The 19,129-nt window shown below is 74.0% G+C and carries 14 protein-coding genes; 10 read left to right on the top strand and 4 right to left on the bottom strand.

Annotated elements, in window-relative coordinates; genetic code table 11:
• Positions 1-220 precede the first annotated feature (220 nt).
• Complete coding sequence (gene leuS / locus ACIBPB_RS09160) at positions 221-3,076, top strand: leucine--tRNA ligase (protein ID WP_396839047.1); 2,856 nt, start codon at positions 221-223, stop codon at positions 3,074-3,076.
• A 40-nt stretch (positions 3,077-3,116) separates the two neighbouring features.
• Here the strand turns inward: leuS and ACIBPB_RS09155 are convergent, their stop codons facing one another.
• Positions 3,117-5,933 (bottom strand): BTAD domain-containing putative transcriptional regulator, encoded by a 2,817-nt coding sequence (locus ACIBPB_RS09155; RefSeq protein ID WP_396839045.1) that lies wholly within the window; start codon positions 5,931-5,933, stop codon positions 3,117-3,119.
• 173 nt (positions 5,934-6,106) lie between these two features.
• On the opposite strand from ACIBPB_RS09155, the gene ACIBPB_RS09150 reads away from it, so the two are divergent.
• Both ACIBPB_RS09150 and ACIBPB_RS09145 read left to right on the top strand, forming a co-directional pair.
• Positions 6,107-6,505, top strand: a complete 399-nt coding sequence (locus ACIBPB_RS09150) for a hypothetical protein (RefSeq protein ID WP_396839044.1) — start codon at positions 6,107-6,109, stop codon at positions 6,503-6,505.
• 26 nt (positions 6,506-6,531) lie between these two features.
• On the top strand, positions 6,532-7,203 hold the full coding sequence (locus ACIBPB_RS09145; protein ID WP_396839043.1) for a CHAP domain-containing protein: 672 nt from the start codon (positions 6,532-6,534) through the stop codon (positions 7,201-7,203).
• 112 nt (positions 7,204-7,315) lie between these two features.
• Here the strand turns inward: ACIBPB_RS09145 and ACIBPB_RS09140 are convergent, their stop codons facing one another.
• The 3 genes from ACIBPB_RS09140 to ACIBPB_RS09130 are packed head-to-tail and all read right to left on the bottom strand — an operon-like array spanning position 7,316 to position 9,991.
• Entirely contained in the window at positions 7,316-8,035 is a 720-nt protein-coding gene (locus tag ACIBPB_RS09140) for a TVP38/TMEM64 family protein (RefSeq protein WP_396839042.1), read from the bottom strand.
• Positions 8,032-8,754, bottom strand: coding sequence for a type 1 glutamine amidotransferase (locus tag ACIBPB_RS09135; protein ID WP_396839041.1), 723 nt, complete (start codon positions 8,752-8,754; stop codon positions 8,032-8,034). The genes ACIBPB_RS09140 and ACIBPB_RS09135 overlap by 4 nt, the downstream gene beginning before the upstream one ends.
• On the bottom strand, positions 8,744-9,991 hold the full coding sequence (locus ACIBPB_RS09130; RefSeq protein WP_396839481.1) for a MurT ligase domain-containing protein: 1,248 nt from the start codon (positions 9,989-9,991) through the stop codon (positions 8,744-8,746). Before ACIBPB_RS09130 ends, ACIBPB_RS09135 begins: the two co-directional genes overlap by 11 nt.
• A 355-nt stretch (positions 9,992-10,346) precedes the next feature.
• On the opposite strand from ACIBPB_RS09130, the gene mraZ reads away from it, so the two are divergent.
• The 7 genes from mraZ (at position 10,347) to mraY (ending at position 19,078) form a co-directional block, all read left to right on the top strand.
• Entirely contained in the window at positions 10,347-10,778 is a 432-nt protein-coding gene (mraZ, locus tag ACIBPB_RS09125) for a division/cell wall cluster transcriptional repressor MraZ (protein WP_046569779.1), read from the top strand.
• A 207-nt stretch (positions 10,779-10,985) separates the two neighbouring features.
• Positions 10,986-12,089: a 16S rRNA (cytosine(1402)-N(4))-methyltransferase RsmH gene (gene rsmH, locus ACIBPB_RS09120; RefSeq protein ID WP_357316574.1), complete on the top strand. Its 1,104-nt coding sequence runs from the start codon at positions 10,986-10,988 to the stop codon at positions 12,087-12,089.
• Positions 12,086-12,676: a hypothetical protein gene (locus ACIBPB_RS09115; protein WP_396839040.1), complete on the top strand. Its 591-nt coding sequence runs from the start codon at positions 12,086-12,088 to the stop codon at positions 12,674-12,676. The genes rsmH and ACIBPB_RS09115 overlap by 4 nt, the downstream gene beginning before the upstream one ends.
• Positions 12,677-12,679: 3 nt before the next feature.
• Positions 12,680-14,884 carry a peptidoglycan D,D-transpeptidase FtsI family protein gene (locus tag ACIBPB_RS09110; protein ID WP_396839039.1) on the top strand — a complete coding sequence of 735 codons (2,205 nt, stop codon included), beginning with the start codon at positions 12,680-12,682 and terminating at the stop codon, positions 14,882-14,884.
• A gap of 53 nt (positions 14,885-14,937) precedes the next feature.
• Positions 14,938-16,512 (top strand): UDP-N-acetylmuramoyl-L-alanyl-D-glutamate--2,6-diaminopimelate ligase, encoded by a 1,575-nt coding sequence (locus ACIBPB_RS09105; RefSeq protein WP_396839038.1) that lies wholly within the window; start codon positions 14,938-14,940, stop codon positions 16,510-16,512.
• The gene (murF, locus tag ACIBPB_RS09100) at positions 16,509-17,954 is read left to right on the top strand and encodes a UDP-N-acetylmuramoyl-tripeptide--D-alanyl-D-alanine ligase (RefSeq protein WP_396839037.1); all 1,446 of its coding nucleotides are present in this window, start codon (positions 16,509-16,511) and stop codon (positions 17,952-17,954) included. Before ACIBPB_RS09105 ends, murF begins: the two co-directional genes overlap by 4 nt.
• Positions 17,951-19,078 carry a phospho-N-acetylmuramoyl-pentapeptide-transferase gene (gene mraY / locus ACIBPB_RS09095; protein WP_396839036.1) on the top strand — a complete coding sequence of 376 codons (1,128 nt, stop codon included), beginning with the start codon at positions 17,951-17,953 and terminating at the stop codon, positions 19,076-19,078. The genes murF and mraY overlap by 4 nt, the downstream gene beginning before the upstream one ends.
• Positions 19,079-19,129 lie beyond the last annotated feature (51 nt).

Below are 19,129 nucleotides of genomic sequence, written 5' to 3'. Positions count from 1 at the left end.
CGCCGGACCGGGGGAATGTCCCGACCGATGGTGCGGGCGAGATGGTCCAGGGGTAGGCGGGGTACACTGCCGGTCATGGCCGGAGTCTTCCTGCTTCTTACCGAGCCGTGCTGATGCGTTGAACGCGCGACAGCACGGCCGCCCCTCCTGCGCGAGGGGCTTTTTTGTGCCCGCAGCAGACCTCCCATTTCCGACCTGACCCGCGCCGAGGAGACACGCCATGAGTGAGGCAGCCGCACCGGCGACCGACATTCCCCCGTTCCGGTACACCGCGGCCCTGGCCGAGGAGATCGAACACCGCTGGCAGGACAGCTGGGCGCGGGCGGGCACCTTCCACGCGCCCAACCCGACCGGCCCGCTGGCCGACCCGGACCACCCGCGGGCGGGCGCCGAGAAGCTGTACGTGCTGGACATGTTCCCCTACCCGTCGGGCGCCGGCCTGCACGTCGGGCACCCGCTGGGCTACATCGGCACCGACTGCTACGCCCGCTACCAGCGGATGGCCGGGCGCAACGTGCTGCACGCGATGGGCTTCGACGCGTTCGGGCTGCCCGCCGAGCAGTACGCGGTGCAGACCGGCACCCACCCGCGGACCACCACGGTGGCCAACATCGAGCGGTACAAGGCGCAGCTGCGCCGGCTGGGGCTGGGCCACGACGAGCGACGGTCGGTGGCCACCATCGACACCGACTTCTACCGCTGGACCCAGTGGATCTTCCTGCAGATCTTCAACTCCTGGTACGACCCGGACGCGCAGAAGGCCCGGCCGGTCGCCGAGCTGATCGCCGAGTTCGAGGGGGGCACCCGCCCGACGCCGGACGGCCGGCCGTGGTCCGAGCTGACCGTGGGCGAGCGGCGGAGGATCGTCGACGACCACCGGCTGGCGTACGTGTCGCAGGCGCCGGTGAACTGGTGCCCGGGGCTGGGCACCGTGCTGGCCAACGAGGAGGTCACCGCCGACGGCCGCTCCGAGCGGGGCAACTTCCCGGTCTTCAAGCGGAACCTGAAGCAGTGGATGATGCGGATCACCGCGTACGGGGACCGGCTGCTGGCGGACCTGGACACGCTGGACTGGCCCGAGCCGATCAAGCTGCAGCAGCGCAACTGGATCGGCAAGTCCACCGGCGCGCACATCGACTTCCCGACCGAGGCCGCCCCGATCCGGGTCTTCACCACCCGGCCGGACACCGTCTTCGGGGCCACCTACCTGGTGCTGGCGCCCGAGCACGAGCTGGTCGAGGTGCTGGTGCGGGCCGAGTGGCCGGCGGGGACGAAGGAGTCCTGGACCGGCGGGCACGCCAACCCCCGGGCGGCCGTCGAGGCGTACCGGAAGGCCGCCGCGGCCAAGACGGACGTGGAGCGGCAGGCGGAGACCAAGGAGAAGACCGGCGTCTTCATCGGCGAGTACGCGACCAACCCGGTCAACGGCGCGCGGGTGCCGATCTTCATCGCCGACTACGTGCTGGCCGGCTACGGCACCGGGGCGATCATGGCGGTGCCCGCCCAGGACGAGCGGGACTGGGACTTCGCCGAGGTCTTCGACCTGCCGATCGTGCGGACCGTGCAGCCGCCGGAGGGCTTCACCGGCAAGGCGTACACCGGGGACGGCCCGGCGGTCAACAGCGCCGCGCCCGACCGCGGCCTGGACCTGAACGGCCTGGGGGTGGCCGACGCCAAGGCGCGGATCATCGAGTGGCTGGAGGCCAACGGGTACGGCGTCGGGGCGGTGACCTGGCGGCTGCGGGACTGGCTGTTCTCCCGGCAGCGCTACTGGGGCGAGCCGTTCCCGATCGTGTACGACGAGACCGGTGCGCCGATCGCGCTGCCCGAGTCGATGCTGCCGGTCGAGCTGCCCGAGGTGGACGACTTCTCGCCGAAGACGTTCGATCCGGAGGACGCCGACAGCAACCCGGAGACCCCGCTGTCCCGGCGGCGCGACTGGGTCGAGGTGGAGCTGGACCTGGGTGACGGGCCGAAGCGCTACACCCGGGAGACCAACGTGATGCCGCAGTGGGCCGGCTCCTGCTGGTACGAACTGCGCTACCTGGACCCGACCGACGGCGAGCGCTTCGCCGACCCGGCGAACGAGGCGTACTGGATGGGCCCTCGGGACACCGGGGACCGCGGCCGACCTGACTGCGGGGGCACCGACCTGTACGTCGGTGGCGCCGAGCACGCCGTGCTGCACCTGCTGTACGCCCGCTTCTGGCACAAGGTGCTGTACGACCTGGGCCACGTCAGCTCGTTCGAGCCGTTCCGCCGGCTGTTCAACCAGGGCATGATCCAGGCGTACGCGTTCACCGACGCCCGGGGCGCCTACGTGCCGGCCGAGGAGGTCGTCGAGGTCGACGGCCGGTACTTCCACGGCGAGACCGAGGTCACGCGCGAGTACGGCAAGATGGGCAAGTCGCTGAAGAACGTGGTCACCCCGGACGAGATGTGTGCGGCGTTCGGCGCGGACACCTTCCGGGTGTACGAGATGTCGATGGGTCCGCTGGAGGTCTCCCGCCCCTGGGAGACCCGGGCGGTGGTCGGCTCGTACCGGTTCCTGCAGCGGGTCTGGCGGGCGATCGTCGACGAGCAGACCGGTCAGCTGCGGGTCACCGACGCCCCGGCCGACGAGGCGACCCGGCGGCTGCTGCACAAGGTGATCGACGGGGTCCGCGGCGACATGGAGGGGATCCGGTTCAACACCGCGATCGCCAAGCTGATCGAGCTGACCAACGGGCTGACCCGGCTGGTGGAGACGCCGCGCGAGGTGGCCGAGCCGCTGGTGCTGATGGTGGCCCCGTTCGCCCCGCACATCGCCGAGGAGCTGTGGCACCGGCTGGGTCACGACACCTCGCTGGCGTACGCGGACTTCCCGACCGCCGACCCGGCGCTGCTGGTGGCGGAGACCGTCACCTACCCGGTGCAGGTCAACGGCAAGGTGCGCGGCCGGGTCGAGGTGCCGGCCGACGCGGCCGAGGACGTGGTCCGCGCGGCCGCGCTCGAGGCGGTCGCCGGCCCGCTGGCCGGCAAGGAACCCCGCAAGGTGATCGTGGTGAAGGGCCGGATGGTCTCGGTCGTCGTCTGAACAGGGGCGGGCGCGCTCGGGTGAGCGCGCCCGCGCCCGGTCAGGGCGCCGGGGCGAGTTTGTCGCGGAGCGTCTCGGCCGCCGGATGCGCGATCTCGGTGAGGATCTCCAGCGCGTCCCGCCAGCAGCGTCGAGCGGTCACCGGGTCGCCGAGGGCTGCGTGGTTGTCCCCGAGGTGCTGCAGCGCCTCGGCCTCGTTGTAGCGGTGCCCCAACTCGCGGTTGAGCGCCAGGGCCCGCCGGAAGCAGCGGGCCGCCGTCCGGTGGTGACCGAGGTGGTGCAGGGCATAGCCCAGGCTGTCCCAGCTGTTCGCCTCGCCGACCGCGTCGGCGAGGCGTCGTTGCAGCATCAGCGCCCGCTGGCAGTGCCGGACCGTCTCCGGGTAGTTGCCCAGCACGGCGTGGTCCCAGCCGACCGCGTTCAGCGCCCGAGCCTCCCCTGCCTCGTCGCCGGCGGCCTGGAAGAGCCGCAGCGCGAGCTGGTCGTGGCCCAGCGCCGTCGCCTGGTCGCCCTCCTTCTCGCTGACCCAGCCCAGGCTCAGCAGGGTGTGCGCCTGGCCGACCAGGTCGGCCTGCCCGTCGAGCAGCAGCAGCGCCGACTTCAGGTGGGCCCGGGCTGCCGGCAGCCGGCCCGTCTCCGAGTAGGCGGCGGCGACGTCGCGGTGCGCCTGGGCCGACGCCGTCGGGTCGCCGGTCCGCTCGGCCGCGGCCAGCGCGTGGTTCTGGACGACGATCAGATCTTCCCAGTAGCCGCGGCGGCTCAGGAACGTGGTGAGCGAGGACGCCAGTTGCCAGACGTGTCGGTGCAGGCCGTGCCGCCCGGCCATGCCGACCGCCCGGACGAGGACCTCGTGTTCCTCGGCGAACCAGGCCAGCGCCGCCGCGTTGTCCGCGGGTTCCTCGGGCGTCACCCCGGACGGCGGCGGCGACGGCGCGGTCGGCTCGCGCAGCGGGGACAGCTGCGCGTCGGCGGCGCGGGCGCTGTGCAGGTAGTGGTCCACGATCCGCAGCCGGCTGGCCTGGCGGATCTCCGCGGGCTCCGACTCCACCAGCTCGGTCGCGTACGCGCGCAGCAGGTCGTGGCAGGTGTACCGGCCGGGCTCCCGTTCCGTCACCAGTTGCGCGCGGGCCAGCTCGGCCAGCGCGGCTCGCGCCTGCCGTTCGGGCCGGGCGACGAGGCTGGCCGCGGCCGGCACCGACAGGTCCGGGCCGGGGTGCAGCCCGAGCAGGCGGAACATCCGGGCCGCGGGCTCGCCGAGGGCCTGGTAGGACCAGGAGAAGACGGAGCGGAGGTCGGTGACGGGATCCCCGGCCGCGAAGCCGTCGAGGCTGCCCTGCGACGCCACGAGTTCCCGGGCGAGCGCGGTGAGGCAGAAGCCGGGGTGGGCGGCCGCACGGGCCGCGACGACGGCCAGCGCCAAGGGCAGCCGGGCGCACCGCTCGATGATGTCGTCGGCCGGGCCCGGCTCGGCCGCCACCCGGCCGTCGCGCAGTCGCGTCCGCAGCAGTTCGCGGGCCTCGGTCATGGTGAGCAGGCCGAGCGTGACCGGATGCGCGCCTTCGGCGGCCACCAGGCCGGGTAGCTGCGAGCGGCTGGTCACCACCACCGCGCAACCCGACGCGTCGGGCAGCAGCGGGCGCACCTGCTCGGCGTCCCGGGCGTTGTCCAGCACGATCAGCATCCGTCGCGTCGACACCAGGGAGCGGAAGCGACCGGCCCGGCCCTCTTCGCTCGCGGGGATCCGGCCGGGTGACACGTGCAACGCGTCCAGGAAGAGGCGCACCGCCTCGTCGCCCGAGAGCGCCGCGCCACCGGGGTCGAAACCGCGGAGGTTGACGTACAGGCAGCCGTCCGGCAGGTCGCGGGCCAGCAGGTGCGCCAGCCGGACGGCGAAGCTGGTCTTGCCGACCCCGGCCGGTCCACTGACCAGCAGGATCCGGCGCCGGTCCGGGGCCACGCAGTGCCGCCGGGCGTCGTCCAGCTCGGCGGCCCGGCCGACGAAGTGCGGCGGGTCCGGCGGCAGCAGGTTCACCGGCGCCGCCGGCACCGGGCCGGCTGCCGGCGCGCGCACCGCGCCGGGCAGTTCCTCGCGACGCAGGATCGCGGCGTGCAGCCGCTGCAACTGGGGCGCGTCCATGCCCCGTTCCCGCAGCAGGGCGGTGCCCTGGCGGCACACCTCGGCGGCCTCGTCCACCCGCTGCTCGGCGTAGAGGGCCAGGGCGAGCAGGCGGCGCAGGCTCTCGTCGTACGGGAACTGGGCGACCGCGCCGGTCAGGTCGCCGATCGCCGCGTCGTGCCGCCCCAGCGCGATCAGCGCCTCGGCGGAGCCCCGCCGGGCGGTGCGGCAGAGCGCCTCCAGCCGGGCCACTTCGGACAGGGCGTACGGCCGGTCGGCGACGTTGGCGAAGGCCGGGCCCCGCCAGCGGGCCAGCGCGGCGGCGAACAGCTCCGCGGCGCGCGCGAAGCCCGCCGGATCACCGTCGTCGAGCAGCCGCCGCCCCTGGGTGATCTCCCGCTCGAAGTGGTGGGCGTCGAGCCCGTCGGGCGGGAGGTCCAGCCGGTACGCCAGGCCGGCGCCGGCACCGACGGTGGCCACGACCGGGTCCCGGTCGTCCGCGCACCGACCGCCGGCCAGCGTGCGGCGCAGGTGCGAGACGTGGCTGCGCAGGGTCGCCGCGGCGCCGTCGCCGGCCCGGGCGCCCCAGAGCAGGTCGACCAGGCGGCTGGCCAGCACGGGTCGGCCCAGCGTGAGGACCAGCACCGAGAGGAGTTCCGCCTGCCGGGGCCCGAGCGGCAGGGCGGCACCGTCGCGTTCGACCTCGAGCGGACCGAGTACGGCGATCCGCAACTGCGCCATCCGAGAGCCCTCCGTGCCGCTGAGCGTCGCTCCGGCCACCCAGTTTATCGATCCGGGCCGATCGCCGTGGAACCCGGTCTGCACCCGTCTTCCACGCCGGTTCCACCGGTTGCCGGGACGGTGGTTGCACGGGGGGCGGCAGAGGGTCGCCACATTCCCACGGGAGGACCAGTGTGAGCAGTACCTGGCACCGCGGCCTGCGGATCGCCGTCGCCACCGGACTCGTCGGATCCGCCGCGGTGGTCCTGTCGCCGACGGCGGCCTCGGCGGCGGCCTGCCGCGGCGGCACGGACAGCATCTCCGGCGCGCGCCTGCAGTATCAGATCTGTCCCGAGGCGTACACCACGGGACTCAGCTACTTCCTGGAGGACACCGCCAAGGACGGCCGCCGTGCCGAGGTGTGGATCCGCACGCCGAGCACCTCGTCCAGCGGCGTCAAGCTCGACGAGGCGACCGGCGGTGTCGGCGACTGGGCCGAGGACGAGTGGTACGGCCCGTTCAGCTCCGGCGTCTACCTCAAGGTCTGCACGAGTGACGCCAACACCAACCGACGTTGCGGTTCCTGGTTGTGAACCGCGGACTGGAGATTCGAACCCCTATGAAGACCATCCGTACGGCGCTGACGGCCCTGGTCGTCGCCGCCGCCGGCCTCGTCGCCGTCCCCGGCGTCGCGCAGGCCGCCGACACCCAGCTCGGCATCGACGTCGGGAACATCGCCTGGGAGCAGTACACCTCCACCAACTCCGACGTGGTCTACCGGCTGCAGGAGCGCAGCGGCGGGGACTGCAACTTCTACACCGGTTTCTGGGCCGACCCGAACAACGACCGGTACGACAACAGCGGGACCGGCACCTGCGGGCCGGTGAGCCCGGGCTACATGTACCGGAACGGGTCGAAGACCTGGGACGACGTGAAGTGGCGCGCCCGGGCGTGGTGCGCCGACTTCGCGAAGTTCGCCTTCTACTGGGGCGGCGCGAAGTACACCGGGCTCAACGCCGCCGCCGCCAGCTTCCGCACCTACGGCATCAACAACGGCACCTGGCACGGTCGCGGCAGCGGTTACATCCCGCGCAAGGGGGACGCGGCGGTCTTCGACTGGGACGGCAACGGGACCATGGACCACGTGGCGATCGTGACCTCCTACTACGACACCACCACGGACGGCGACTACTACGTGGTCGGTGGTAACCAGTCGAACGCGGTGACGCACGTCCTGCACCGCAACTGGGAGTCGAGCGTCGTCGGCTACGCCTCGCCGGCGAAGAAGTAGCACCCGCTCGGAACGCGCGACCGGTCCGGTGCCTGGTGGCCCGGGCCGGTCCCGCGTGGGTGGCGCGCCGGCCGGGACGCCGCCGGCCGGCCGCTGCCCGGCGCCGGTCGCCTCAGCTCGCCCCGGCCCGCCGCTGGCGCTCGGCCCGCCACCAGCGGTGGATGATGATCGCGCTGGCGATCAGGCCGAGGCTGGCCGGGGCCGCGGCGTACCAGTTGATCGAGTCGGGGGAGCTGACCGCCGCGCCGATCGCCGCGTAGCCGATGGCGGTGGGGGCGGCCGCGATCACGCTGCCGGCCAGGAACGGCAGCAGCCGCGCCCCGGTGGTGCCGTAGCCGTAGCTGACCAGGCCGAACCCGGCGATGGGCAGCAGCCGGACGGTCAGCACGCCGAACACGCTCTGCCGGGCGAACCAGCCGTCCAGCCGGGCCAGCCGGCCGCGAACCCGCTCGGCGACGAACTGCCGGCCGAGCAGCCGGCCGACCGCGAAGCCGAGGGCCGCCGCGAGCAGCGCCGCGCCGAGGGCGTACGCGGCGCCCTGCACCGGCCCGAAGATCGCCCCGGCGGCCAGCGTGACGAAGGTACGCGGGACCAGCGCCACGAGCAGCAGCGCGCCGCCCACCACGGCAGCCACCGGCGCGTACCCGCCGAGCGAGTCGGCCAGCCGGGGCAGCTCGCCCAGGTCCGGGCGGGGAACCAGCAGCAGCGCGACGCCGAACCCGGCGAGCAGCACGAGCAGCAGCGCGAACCGGCGCGCGGACGGCTGCCGGAGCAACCGGACGCACCGGCGCAGGCCCGGTGGTCGCCGCCGCAGTCGGGCGGCGCCGGTCATGCCCTCGCGGCCGCGGCCACCGCGGTGCGGCGCTCCGACCGGAGCCGGTCGGCCCAGGTGTCGTCGAGCGCGGGGAGCTGGTGGATGCCGGTCGCCCAGCGCAGCAGCAGGTCGGCCAGGGCCGGGTTGCGGGCCAGCGCCGGTCCGTGCGAGTAGGTGCCGAGCAGCTTGCCCCGCCACGCCCCCTCGGTGGCCCCGTCGTTGCCCACCCCGGCGGTCACCCGGGCCAGCGGCGACACGCCGGCGCCGAGCCGGGTCCGCCCGCCGTGGTTCTCGAACCCGGTCAGGTGCGGGATGCCCAGCCGCGGGTCGACCTCGCCGGCCAGTTCGCCGACGGCCCGGGTGGGGCCCCGGTCGGAGGAGATGTCCAGCAGCTCCAGCCCCGCGTACTGGGTGCCCTTGGCGAAGAAGGAGGTGCCGAGGAGCTGGTAGCCGGCGCAGACGCCGAAGACCACCGAGCCCTGGGCCACCGCCCGGTGCAGGCCGCCGTCGGCGATCAGCCGCTGGGCGCCGAGCGCCTGCGGGCCGTCCTCGCCGCCGCCGAGCAGGTAGATGTCGGCGGTGGCCGGCAGCCGCTGGTCGGAGCGGACCTCCAGCACCTCGACCGGCATGCCGCGCAGCTGGGCCCGGCGGGCCAGGATCAGCGCGTTGCCGCGATCGCCGTAGGTGGAGAGCAGGTCGGGGTAGATCCAGACGATGCGCAGGCTCTCAGTTGACACGGTCCAGCTCCGCTCGGATGTCCTGGAAGGCGGTGTAGTTGGCGATGACTTCCAGCCGGCCCGGCGGCACCGCGCGGACCGCCTCGTCGAAGCTCCGCACGTGCTGGAACGGGACGGCGTTGACGTCCAGCCGGACGGCCAGGTCGTAGGCCCGGTCGCCGGTGATCAGCACCTGCCGGCCGCGCAGCGGCGAGAAGTCGACGTCGAAGAGCCAGGAGGTGTCCAGCCCGTCGGGGTCGCGGGCGTTGATGGAGAGCAGTGTCGGCGCCTCGTCGGCCATGTCGAACGCCTCCAGCCAGCTCGCCGGGTTCTTGGCCAGCAGCAGCCGGATGTTGCGCCCGTCCCGGTCGACCTGCGCGTAGCGGCCGGCGACCGAGCTGACCGCGCCGAGCCGGGAGACCGCGTCCACCGGGCGTACGCCGAACTCGGCGGCCACCGCGAGCGCGGTGGCCGCGTTGCCGAGGTTGACCTTGCCGGGGAGCTGGAGCTGCACCTTGTGCCAGGCGCCGGTGGGGTCGAGCACGCCGTCGTCCTCGACGGTCCACTGCGGCTCGGGGCGGCGTAGCGGGCAGCCGGTGCACCACCACTGCTCGCCGGAGCGTTCGATGGTGGAGCCGCACTCGGGGCAGACCCACGAGTCGTCGTGCCAGCGCTGGCCGGCGCTGAACCAGGTGACGTGCGGCGGGACGTGGCCGTGCGCCGGGTCGGCCGGCGGGCTGGCCGCCCAGACCACCATCGGGTCGTCGGCGTTGGCGACCACCCGCACGTCGGGGTGCCGGACCAGCGCGGCGCGCCAGAGCTGCGCCATCATGGCGACCTCCTTGGCCCGGTCGAGCTGGTCGCGGGAGAGGTTGAGCAGCGCCACCACGTGTGGCTCGGTGGCCTCGAGGACCTGGGCCAGGTAGTGCTCGTCGACCTCCAGCACCGCGTACGGGGTGCTGCCGGCCTTGGCCAGGGCCGAGGTGTGGCCGGTGGGCATGTTCGCGCCGAAGGAGTTGGTGGCGACCCGGCCGAGCACGCCGACCGCGGCGGTGGTGAGCCGGGTGGTGGTGGTCTTGCCGTTGGTGCCGGACACCAGGGCGATGGCCCGGCCCGACGAGAGATGGGCGAGCAGGTCCGGGTCGATCTTGAGGCCGATCCACCCGCCGATCACCGAGCCGTCGCCACGGCCCGCGGCCCGCGACAGCGCCGCGGCGGTCCGCGACACGGAGCTGGCCACCTTTGCCCGCATGGGCATCTTCGCGTCCGTCACGCGAGCGAGGTTACCGGACCCCGGGGCCCACCAGACCGCCGCCGACGGCGAACCGTTCGGCCGGGACGGCCCGGCGGACGGCCAGCGGGCGGTCCGCCGGATGGAGTCGATCAATGTCGGGTAGCGGACCGGCGCGCCGCGCCGCTGCGGCCCTCCACTCCGCTCCACCCCTTCTGACGTGCTCTTTTGCGCGCGGAAACGCCGCGCCACGCGGGCGTTTCTGGTTGCGGGTGGAGGGAAGTGGAGTAGAGTGGGGCGCGATGGTGAGGCCGGGAGGGCCACACCGGCCCGGGGGGTCAGCGGCGCCGCGAACGCCGCTCAGGGCGAGGGGGTTGGGCCGATGTTCCTCGGCACCCACACTCCGCGCCTGGACGACAAAGGCCGGTTGATCCTGCCGGCCAAGTTCCGGGACGAGCTGGCGGGGGGTGTCGTGATCACCAAAGGGCAGGAGCGCTGCCTCTACGTCTTCCCGATGCCCGAGTTCCAGCGGATCGCCGAGCAGTTGCGCGCGCAGCCGATGACGAGCAAGGCGGCCCGCGCCTACAGCCGGGTCTTCTTCGCGGGCGCGCACGACGAGGTGCCGGACAAGCAGGGCCGGGTGACCATCCCCGCGCACCTGAGGTCCTACGCCGCGCTCGACCGGGAGTTGGTCGTGATCGGCGCGAGCACCCGGGTGGAGATCTGGGACAAGGCGGCCTGGGAGGCCTACCTCACCGACAGCGAAGACGACTTCGCCGACATCGAGGAGGGGGTGCTGCCCGGCGGTCTGTAGGGCGTGACGGCGCCCGACGTACTGCGAGATCTCCACCCGCTTTCGAGTTCCTGGCACCCCTTCCCCGGTGCCAGGCGCACGATCCGTAACGGAGGGCCGCGGCCTCCGGCGGGCGGGAGCGGATGGGGATCTGGCGGTATGACGAGGCGCCGTGACGAGTACGGACGCGAGATGGACGGAAGCGGGTTTCAACCAGTGGGGGTCGAGATGGGGGAGCTACGCGGCACGCACGTGCCGGTGCTGCTCGAGCGGTGTCTCGAGTTGCTGGCCCCCGCGCTGGGTCGGAACGGCCGCACCGTCCACGTCGACGCCACGCTCGGCCTGGCCGGGCACGCCGAGGCGGTGCTCGCCGCGCATCCGCAGACGGTCCTGGTGGGTCTGGACCGGGACACCGAGGCCCTGGCCCACGCGCGGGTCCGGCTGGCCCGGTTCGCCGACCGGATCCACCTCGAGCACGCGGTCTACGACGAGTTGCCCGAGGTGCTCGACCGGTTGGGCTATCCGGCGGTCGACGGGGTGCTGTTCGACCTCGGCGTGTCGTCCCTGCAACTGGACGCGCCCGACCGCGGGTTCGCGTACGCGCAGGACGCGCCGCTGGACATGCGGATGGACCAGACCCGGGGGGTGACCGCCGAGGAGGTGGTCAACACCTACGCCCACCCGGACCTGGCCCGGGTGCTGCGGGTGTACGGCGAGGAGAAGTTCGCCGGGCGGATCGCCTCGGCGATCATCCGCGAGCGCGAGCGCGCGCCGATCACGTCGTCGGCGCGACTGGCCGAGCTGGTCCGGGAGAGCATTCCGGCACCAGCCCGACGAACCGGGGGACACCCGGCAAAGAGAACGTTTCAGGCTTTACGGATCGAGGTAAACAGAGAACTGGCAGCGCTGGAGACGGCGCTGCCGGCCGCTCTGGACAAGCTCACCGTGGGCGGCCGCATGGTGGTCCTGTCCTACCACTCGCTGGAGGACCGGCTCACCAAGCAGGCGCTCGCCGATCGGGTCCGCAGTAAGGGCCCGATCGACCTCCCGGTCGAACTGCCCGGGTCGGGTCCGACGTTCCGGCTGCTCAGCCGGGGCGCGGAGCTGCCCGGGGAGGCCGAGGTCGCGGCGAACCCGCGAGCCGCCTCGGTGCGGCTGCGGGCCGCGGAACGGCTCGACCCGGAGGCGGCCCGGCAGGGGCGTACCGACCGCGAACGGTACCGCCGCCGGGTCAAGGCGATGCACCAACCGGGGACGGGGTCACCGGGGTCCGAGCGGGACCCGGGGGCGGCCCCGAGGGACGGGACGGACGAAGAGGGGGAGGGGACATGAACGTTGACCAGCGCGACGGCCGGGACGCCGTCGGGCAGCGCGCACCGCGGTCGGGGGGCCGGACCACGGCGCAGCGCACCACGCGTACGACGACGGGGGCCGACCGGCTCGACCGCCGGGGGGAGGCTCGCGCCCGGGGGGCGCGCGAGTTCCCCACCCAGGGCAGCGCCGCCCTGCGGCCGGCCGAGCGGACCCGCGCCGCCGGTGCCCCGGCGCCCCGGCTGCGGGTCGCCCCGCCGCCGCCGGTCCGGGTGCCCCGGGCGCCGTTCGTCGGGCTGATCCTGGTGCTCGTGGTCGGCGGGGTGCTCGGCATCCTGGCGGTCAACACCAAGATCAACGAGAACGCCTTCAAGCTGGAGAAGCTCCAGCAGCAGCAGGCCAAGCTCGACGTCGACCAGCAGCAGCTGGAGAAGGAGATCGCCGACCAGAAGGCGCCCGGCAACCTGACCGCCAACGCCCGCAAGCTGGGCCTGGTGGAGTCGGACGACCCGGCGTACATCCGGCTGCCGGACGGCAAAACGATCGGCATCCCGCACCCGGCGGAGGGTGCGCCGGCCATCACCAGCCAGCAGGGCAACGGAGGCTGATCGATGCCGCCGAGATCGGAGGATCCGCGCCGGGACGCCACAGGCTCCCGGCGCGGATCGTCGCGGGGTGGCGAGCCGCGGGAACCGGGCGTCGGCGGCATCTCCGACGCCCGGGCGTACACCCCGCGGGGCCGGACCATCCGCGAGGGCGGCGCGGCCGCCCGCACCGGCGCCGGCGCCGAGCAGCGGCGTACCCCGCGCAGCAACCGCTCCGGGGACCCGTTCCGGCCGGCGTTGCAGGTGCTCGACGGTGGCCGGGCCGGGGCCGCCCGCGCCGGCCGCCGGGAGAGCGCCGCGGGCGGCCGGGCCGGCGTGGTGCGGACCGTCTCCGCCCGGCCCGCCCGGGAGCCCTTCGACGACGACGACGCGCCGCCGCCGCGCCGCCGGCCCGGCCCGCGCCGCCCGGCGCGCCCGGCCGCCGCCCGGCGACCGTCCCGCAAGCCGCCACGCCCGCCGAAGCTCGCCGACCCGCGCCGCCGGCTGCGGCTGGGCACCCTGCTCGCGCTGGCGCTCTTCACCACCATCGGCATCCGGCTGGTCGCCCTGCAGACCGTCAACACCCCGGCGTACGCCGACGGTGGGCTGAACAGCCGGCTGGCCGTGGTCGAGCTGCCCGCCCCGCGCGGGGCCATCTACGACCGCACCGGCGCCCCGCTGGCGCACAGCGTCGAGGCCCGGTACGTCTTCGCCGACCCGACCCGGGTGAAGGACCGCCTCACCACCGCGAAGCTGCTCTCCCCGCTGCTCGGCGTGCCCGCCAGCGAACTGGCCGACCGGATGAAGCCGCGCAAGCTGCCCACCGGCGTCCCGTCCCAGTTCGAGTACCTGGCCCGCGGCGTCGACATCGACAAGGCCAAGCAGATCATGGCGCTGGACCTCGTCGGCATCAACGTGCACCGGGACGAGCGGCGCGAGGTGCCCGGCGGCGACCTGGCCGCCAACCTGATCGGCTTCGTGAGCCAGGACATGGTCGGCCTGGAGGGCCTGGAGGCCAAGTACGACGACCTGCTGGAGGGCAAGCCCGGCAAGAAGCGCTACGAGATCGGGCAGGGCGACCTGGCCGCGCCGATCCCCGGCGGCTACAGCGAGACCACCCCGGCCAAGCCGGGCGGTTCGCTGCAGCTGACCGTCGACCGGGACCTCCAGTTCCAGGCGCAGCGCATCCTGTCCAGCCGGATGGCCCAGACCCGGGGCAGCGTCGGCGCCGCGGTGATCATGGACGTGCCCACCGGCGAGGTGCTGGCCCAGGCCAGCTACCCCGGCTACAACGCCGCCGCCCCGCAGAAGGTCGCCTCGCCGCGGGACCGGGAGGACGCGGCCACCAGCTTCATCGTCGACCCGGGCTCGATCCACAAGGCGATCACCTACGGCGCCGCCCTGCAGGAGGGCGTGATCACCCCGGACACCGCGTTCCCGGTCGCCAACACGATCACCCTCGGTGGCGTCCCGTTCAGCGACACCCACCCGGCGAACGGGCGGACGATGAGCATTCCCGGCATGCTGGCCTTCTCCTCCAACATCGGCACCATCAAGATCGCCGAGAAGCTGGGCAAGGAGCGGCTGATCGACTACCAGAAGCGGTTCGGGCTCGGGCAGGCCACCGGGGAGGGCATGCCGGGGGAGGCCCCCGGCCGGCTGCTCCCCGCCGACCAGTGGAGCGGGTCGTCGTACGGGTCGGTGCCGATCGGGCACAGCGTGGACGCCACCCCGCTGCAGATGGCCGCCGCGTACAACGCGATCGCCAACAACGGCACGTACGTCCAGCCGCACCTGATCCGGAACGTGATCAGCCCGGACGGGAAGAAGACGACCCCGGCGAAGCCGGTCACCCGCTCGGTGCTCAGCCCGGCCAACGCCGCCGCGCTGCGCACCATGCTGGAGGCGGTCACCACGGTCGACGGCCCCGACGGGCGGGCCACCGGCCTGGCCGCCGCCGTCCCCGGCTACCGGGTGGCCGGCAAGACCGGCACCGGCCTGCGGTACGACAACGGCAAGCGCCAGCCCGGCGACGTGGCCTCGTTCATCGGCATGGCCCCGGCGGAGAAGCCCCGGTACGTGGTGGCGGTCTTCGTCTGGAGCCCGGGCGGCGAGGGCGGCGCGCTGGCCGCGCCGGCCTTCCGCGACATGATGGGCTTCACCCTGCGCCACTACCGGGTGCCGCCGTCCGCGACCGACCGGTCGCCCAAGTTCGAGGTCTTTCCGCGCTGAGCGGGCACGGCGGGACATCATCGGTGAGTGGGGACGAACCACCGGGGCGGGCTGTGCGCCCGGAACCGGACGACCGGGTAGGGTCTGACGCCGTGTCCGGCAATCCACGTCCCCGTACCGTGCATCCCGTCCGGCTCGGTGACCTCGCCGTCCGGTTGCCGGCGAGCGCGCGGAGCGGCCTCGCGGGCGACCCGGCGGCGGTCGAGGTCACCGGGGTGACCCACGCCAGCCAGGAGGTCCGCCCCGGCGACCTGTACGCGGCCCTGCCCGGCGCCCGCCGGCACGGCGCGGAGTTCGCCGCCGGCGCGGCCGAGGCCGGCGCGGTGGCCGTGCTGACCGACCCGGCCGGCGCCGAGCGGGCCGCCGCGGCGGGCCTGCCGGTGCTGGTGGTGGACGACCCGCGGGCGGTGCTCGGCGACGTCGCGGCCACCGTCTACGGCGACCCCACCGCCGGGCTGACCATGATCGGGGTCACCGGCACCGCCGGCAAGACCTCCACCAGCTACCTGATCGAGTCCGGGCTGCGCGCCGCCGGGCGCAGCACCGGGCTGATCGGCACCGTGGAGACCCGGCTGGGCGACCTGGTGATCGACAGCGTCCGGACCACCCCGGAGGCCACCGACCTGCACGCCATGCTGGCCGTGGCCGGCGAGCGGGGGGTCGACACCGTGGTCATGGAGGTGTCCAGCCACGCCCTGGCCATGGGCCGGGTCGGCGGGGTGCGGTTCGACGTCGGCGGCTACACCAACTTCGGCTCCGACCACCTGGACTTCCACGCCGACGAGGCGGACTACTTCGCGGCCAAGGCCAAGCTCTTCGACGGGCGCTGCGCGGTCGAGGTGCTCAACCACGACGACCCGGCGCTGCGGCCGCTGCGGAAACCGGCCACCGTCACCTACTCGGCGGCCGGCGACCCGGCCGCCACCTGGTGGGCCGACGGGATCGACGGCGAGGGCTACGCCCAGCGCTTCACCGTGCACGGCCCGGACGGGCTGACCCTGCCCACCGGCGTGGCGCTGCCCGGCCGGCACAACGTGGCCAACGCGTTGCTGGCGATCGCCGTGCTGGTGGCCGCCGGCGTCGACCCGGCCACCGCGGCGGCCGGGGTGGCCGCCTGCGGCGGGGTGCCCGGCCGGCTGGAACTGGTCAGCGGGGACGCCCCGGTACGCGGCGTGGTCGACTACGCGCACAAGGCCAACGCGATCGAGGCGGTCCTGGCCGCGCTGCGCGGGCTGAGCGCCGGCCGGCTGGTCTGCGTGCTCGGCGCCGGCGGCGACCGGGACCGGGGCAAGCGGCCGGTGATGGGCGCCGCCGCGGTCACCGGCGCGGACGTGGTGCTGGTGACCGACGACAACCCGCGCACCGAGGACCCGGCCGCGATCCGGGCCGAGGTGCTGGCCGGGGCGTACGCCGCGAACGTCGGCGCGCGGATCATCGAGGTGCCCGGCCGGCGGGCCGCGATCGAGGAGGCGGTCCGGTTGGCCGAACCGGGGGACGTGGTGGCGGTGCTGGGCAAGGGTCAGGAACGCGGCCAGGAGGTCAACGGCGAGGTGCTGCCGTTCGACGACCGGGTGGAGCTGGCGGAGGCGCTGCGGGCCCGCTTCGGTGACCGGGCGGGGCAGCGGTGATCCCGCTGAGCCTGGCCGAGGTGGCCGGCGCCGTCGACGGCCGGCTGGTCGCCGCCGACCCGGCGGCCCGGGTCACCGGCACCGTGGAGTTCGACTCCCGCAAGGTCACCCCGGGCGGACTCTTCGTGGCGTTCCCCGGCGAGCAGGTGGACGGGCACGACTACGCCGCCGCCGCCGTCTCGGCGGGAGCCGTGGCGGTGCTCGGCACCCGCGAGGTGCCCGGCGTGCCGATGGTGCTGGTCGCCGACGCGCTCGCCGCGATGGGGCGGCTGGCCCGCGCGGTGGTCGACCGGCTGCCCGGGCTCACCGTGATCGGGCTGACCGGCTCCTCCGGCAAGACCACCACCAAGGACCTGATCGCCCAGCTCACCACGCGGCTCGGCCCCACCGTGGCGCCGCCCGGCTCGTTCAACAACGAGCTGGGCCACCCGTACACGGCGTTGCAGGCCGGCCCGGAGACCCGGTACCTGGTCATGGAGAAGGGCGCCCGCGGGGTGGGGCACGTGCGCTACCTGTGCGACGTGGTGCCGCCGCGGATCTCGGTGGTGCTCAACGTCGGCGTGGCGCACCTCGGCGAGTTCGGCTCGCGGGAGACCATCGCGCTGGCCAAGGGGGAGCTGGTCGAGGCGCTGCCCGCCGACGGGCTGGCCGTGCTCAACGCCGACGACCCGCTGGTCGACGCGATGGCCGCGCGCACCGTGGCCCGGGTGGTCCGGTACGGCGAGTCGGAGCGGGCCCAGGTGCGCGCCACGGAGGTGACCCTGGACGAGCGGGGCCGCCCGTCGTACACCCTGGTCACGCCCGAGGGGAGCGCGCCGGTGCGGCTCGGGCTGACCGGGCGGCACCAGGTCTCCAACTCGCTGGCCGCCGCGGCGGTCGCCCGGGAGCTGGGCATGCCGCTGGCCGAGCTGGCCGTCGCGCTGGGCGAGCTGGGCCTGGTCTCGACCCGGCGGATGGACGTCTTCGAGCGCGCCGACGGGGTCACCGTGATCGACGACTCGTACAACGCCAACCCGGCATCGATGAGCGCCGCGCTGCGGGCGCTGGCGAGCATGCGGGGGCGGGGGCGTACCGTCGCGGTGCTCGGCTACATGGCCGAGTTGGGCGACTTCGAGGCGGAGGGACACCAGCAGGTGGGCCGGCTCGCGGCCGAGCTGGGAGTCGACCGGCTGCTCGTGGTGGGCGAGCCGGCGGCGCCGATCCACGAGGGCGCCACAGCGGTAGGTAACTGGGGAGGAGAGTCGGTGCTGCTCACCGATCAGGCGGCGGCCGTCGAGGTGCTGCGGGGTGACCTGCGTCCGGGTGACGTGGTCCTGGTGAAGGGCTCCCGGTACCGCACCTGGGAGGTGGTCGACGCGCTGCGCGGGGCCACCGGGAAGAGCCCGGACGGCGCGGGAAGCCCGCTGTCGGGCCCGGCCGGGACCGAGGGCGGCGCCGCGTGAGGGCGGTCATCGTCGCCATCGGGGTCGCCTTCCTCATCTCCCTGCTCGGCACCCCGATCGCGATCAAGGTGTTCACCCGGCTCAAGGCCGGCCAGCCGATCCGGGCCGAGGGCCCGGCCATGCACCAGGGCAAGAAGGGCACGCCGACGATGGGCGGCGTGGTCTTCATCCTGGCCACGGTGATCGCGTACGTCGCCGGCCACCTGGCCCTGACCACCCTGCCGGACGCGCAGATCGCCCAGGTGGAGCCGACCATCACGGCGCTGGTGCTGCTGGGGCTGATGGTGTTCTCCGGCGCGGTCGGCTTCATCGACGACTTCCTGAAGGTCCGCAAGCGGCACAGCGGCGGCCTGAACAAGCGCGGCAAGCTCGCCGGCCAGATCCTGGTCGGCGCGATCTTCGGCGTGGTGGCGCTCTACTTCCCGAGCAGCATGACCGACGCCAGCGGCGCGGCCACCAACACCGAGACCGTCGGCAGCACGACGCTGAGCTTCATCCGGGACATCCCGTTCCTGGAGATCGGCAAGATCGGCTCGGTGATCGTGATCATCATGGTGGTGATGGCGGCGACCAACGGCGTGAACCTCACCGACGGGCTGGACGGCCTGGCCACCGGCGCCTCGGTGATGGTGCTCGCGGCGTACGCGCTGATCGCGTTCTGGCAGTACCGGCACTGGTGCGCGGACCCGAACTACCCGGCCGGGGAGTACTGCTACACCGTGCGCGACCCGCTGGAGATCGCGCTGATCGCCGGGGCCGCGGCCGGGGCCTGTGTCGGCTTCCTCTGGTGGAACACCTCGCCGGCCCGGATCTTCATGGGCGACACCGGCGCGCTCGGCCTGGGCGGCCTGATCGCCGGCATGGCGATGTCCACCCGGACCATCCTGCTGCTGCCCATCCTGGGCGGCCTCTTCGTGATCATCACGATGTCGGTGGTGATCCAGATCATCTCGTTCCGGACCACCGGCAAACGGGTGTTCCGGATGTCGCCGTTGCAGCACCACTTCGAGTTGGCCGGCTGGAGCGAGGTCAACATCGTGGTCCGGTTCTGGATCATCGCGGGCATCGGGGTGGCCATCGCGCTCGGCCTGTTCTACAGCGAGTTCCTCGCCGCGGTCAGCTGAGCCGGCCGGGTGCCACGGCGGGCCCGACACGCCGAGCGGGCGGTTGCGCCA

The sequence above is a fragment of the Micromonospora sp. NPDC049836 genome (assembly GCF_044465125.1).
GTDB lineage: Bacteria > Actinomycetota > Actinomycetes > Mycobacteriales > Micromonosporaceae > Micromonospora.
The sequence above is the reverse complement of the archived record's forward strand: the minus strand, read 5'-3'. Positions and strand labels throughout refer to the sequence as shown.

Bases quoted from the DNA above. Each gene is read 5' to 3' on its own strand.
- leuS (WP_396839047.1), top strand. From the start codon at position 221: ATGAGTGAGGCAGCCGCACCGGCGACCGACATTCCCCCGTTCCGGTAC.
- ACIBPB_RS09155 (WP_396839045.1), bottom strand. From the start codon at position 5,933: ATGGCGCAGTTGCGGATCGCCGTACTCGGTCCGCTCGAGGTCGAACGC.
- ACIBPB_RS09145 (WP_396839043.1), top strand. From the start codon at position 6,532: ATGAAGACCATCCGTACGGCGCTGACGGCCCTGGTCGTCGCCGCCGCC.
- ACIBPB_RS09140 (WP_396839042.1), bottom strand. From the start codon at position 8,035: ATGACCGGCGCCGCCCGACTGCGGCGGCGACCACCGGGCCTGCGCCGG.
- ACIBPB_RS09130 (WP_396839481.1), bottom strand. From the start codon at position 9,991: ATGCCCATGCGGGCAAAGGTGGCCAGCTCCGTGTCGCGGACCGCCGCG.
- mraZ (WP_046569779.1), top strand. From the start codon at position 10,347: ATGTTCCTCGGCACCCACACTCCGCGCCTGGACGACAAAGGCCGGTTG.
- rsmH (WP_357316574.1), top strand. From the start codon at position 10,986: ATGGGGGAGCTACGCGGCACGCACGTGCCGGTGCTGCTCGAGCGGTGT.
- ACIBPB_RS09115 (WP_396839040.1), top strand. From the start codon at position 12,086: ATGAACGTTGACCAGCGCGACGGCCGGGACGCCGTCGGGCAGCGCGCA.
- ACIBPB_RS09110 (WP_396839039.1), top strand. From the start codon at position 12,680: ATGCCGCCGAGATCGGAGGATCCGCGCCGGGACGCCACAGGCTCCCGG.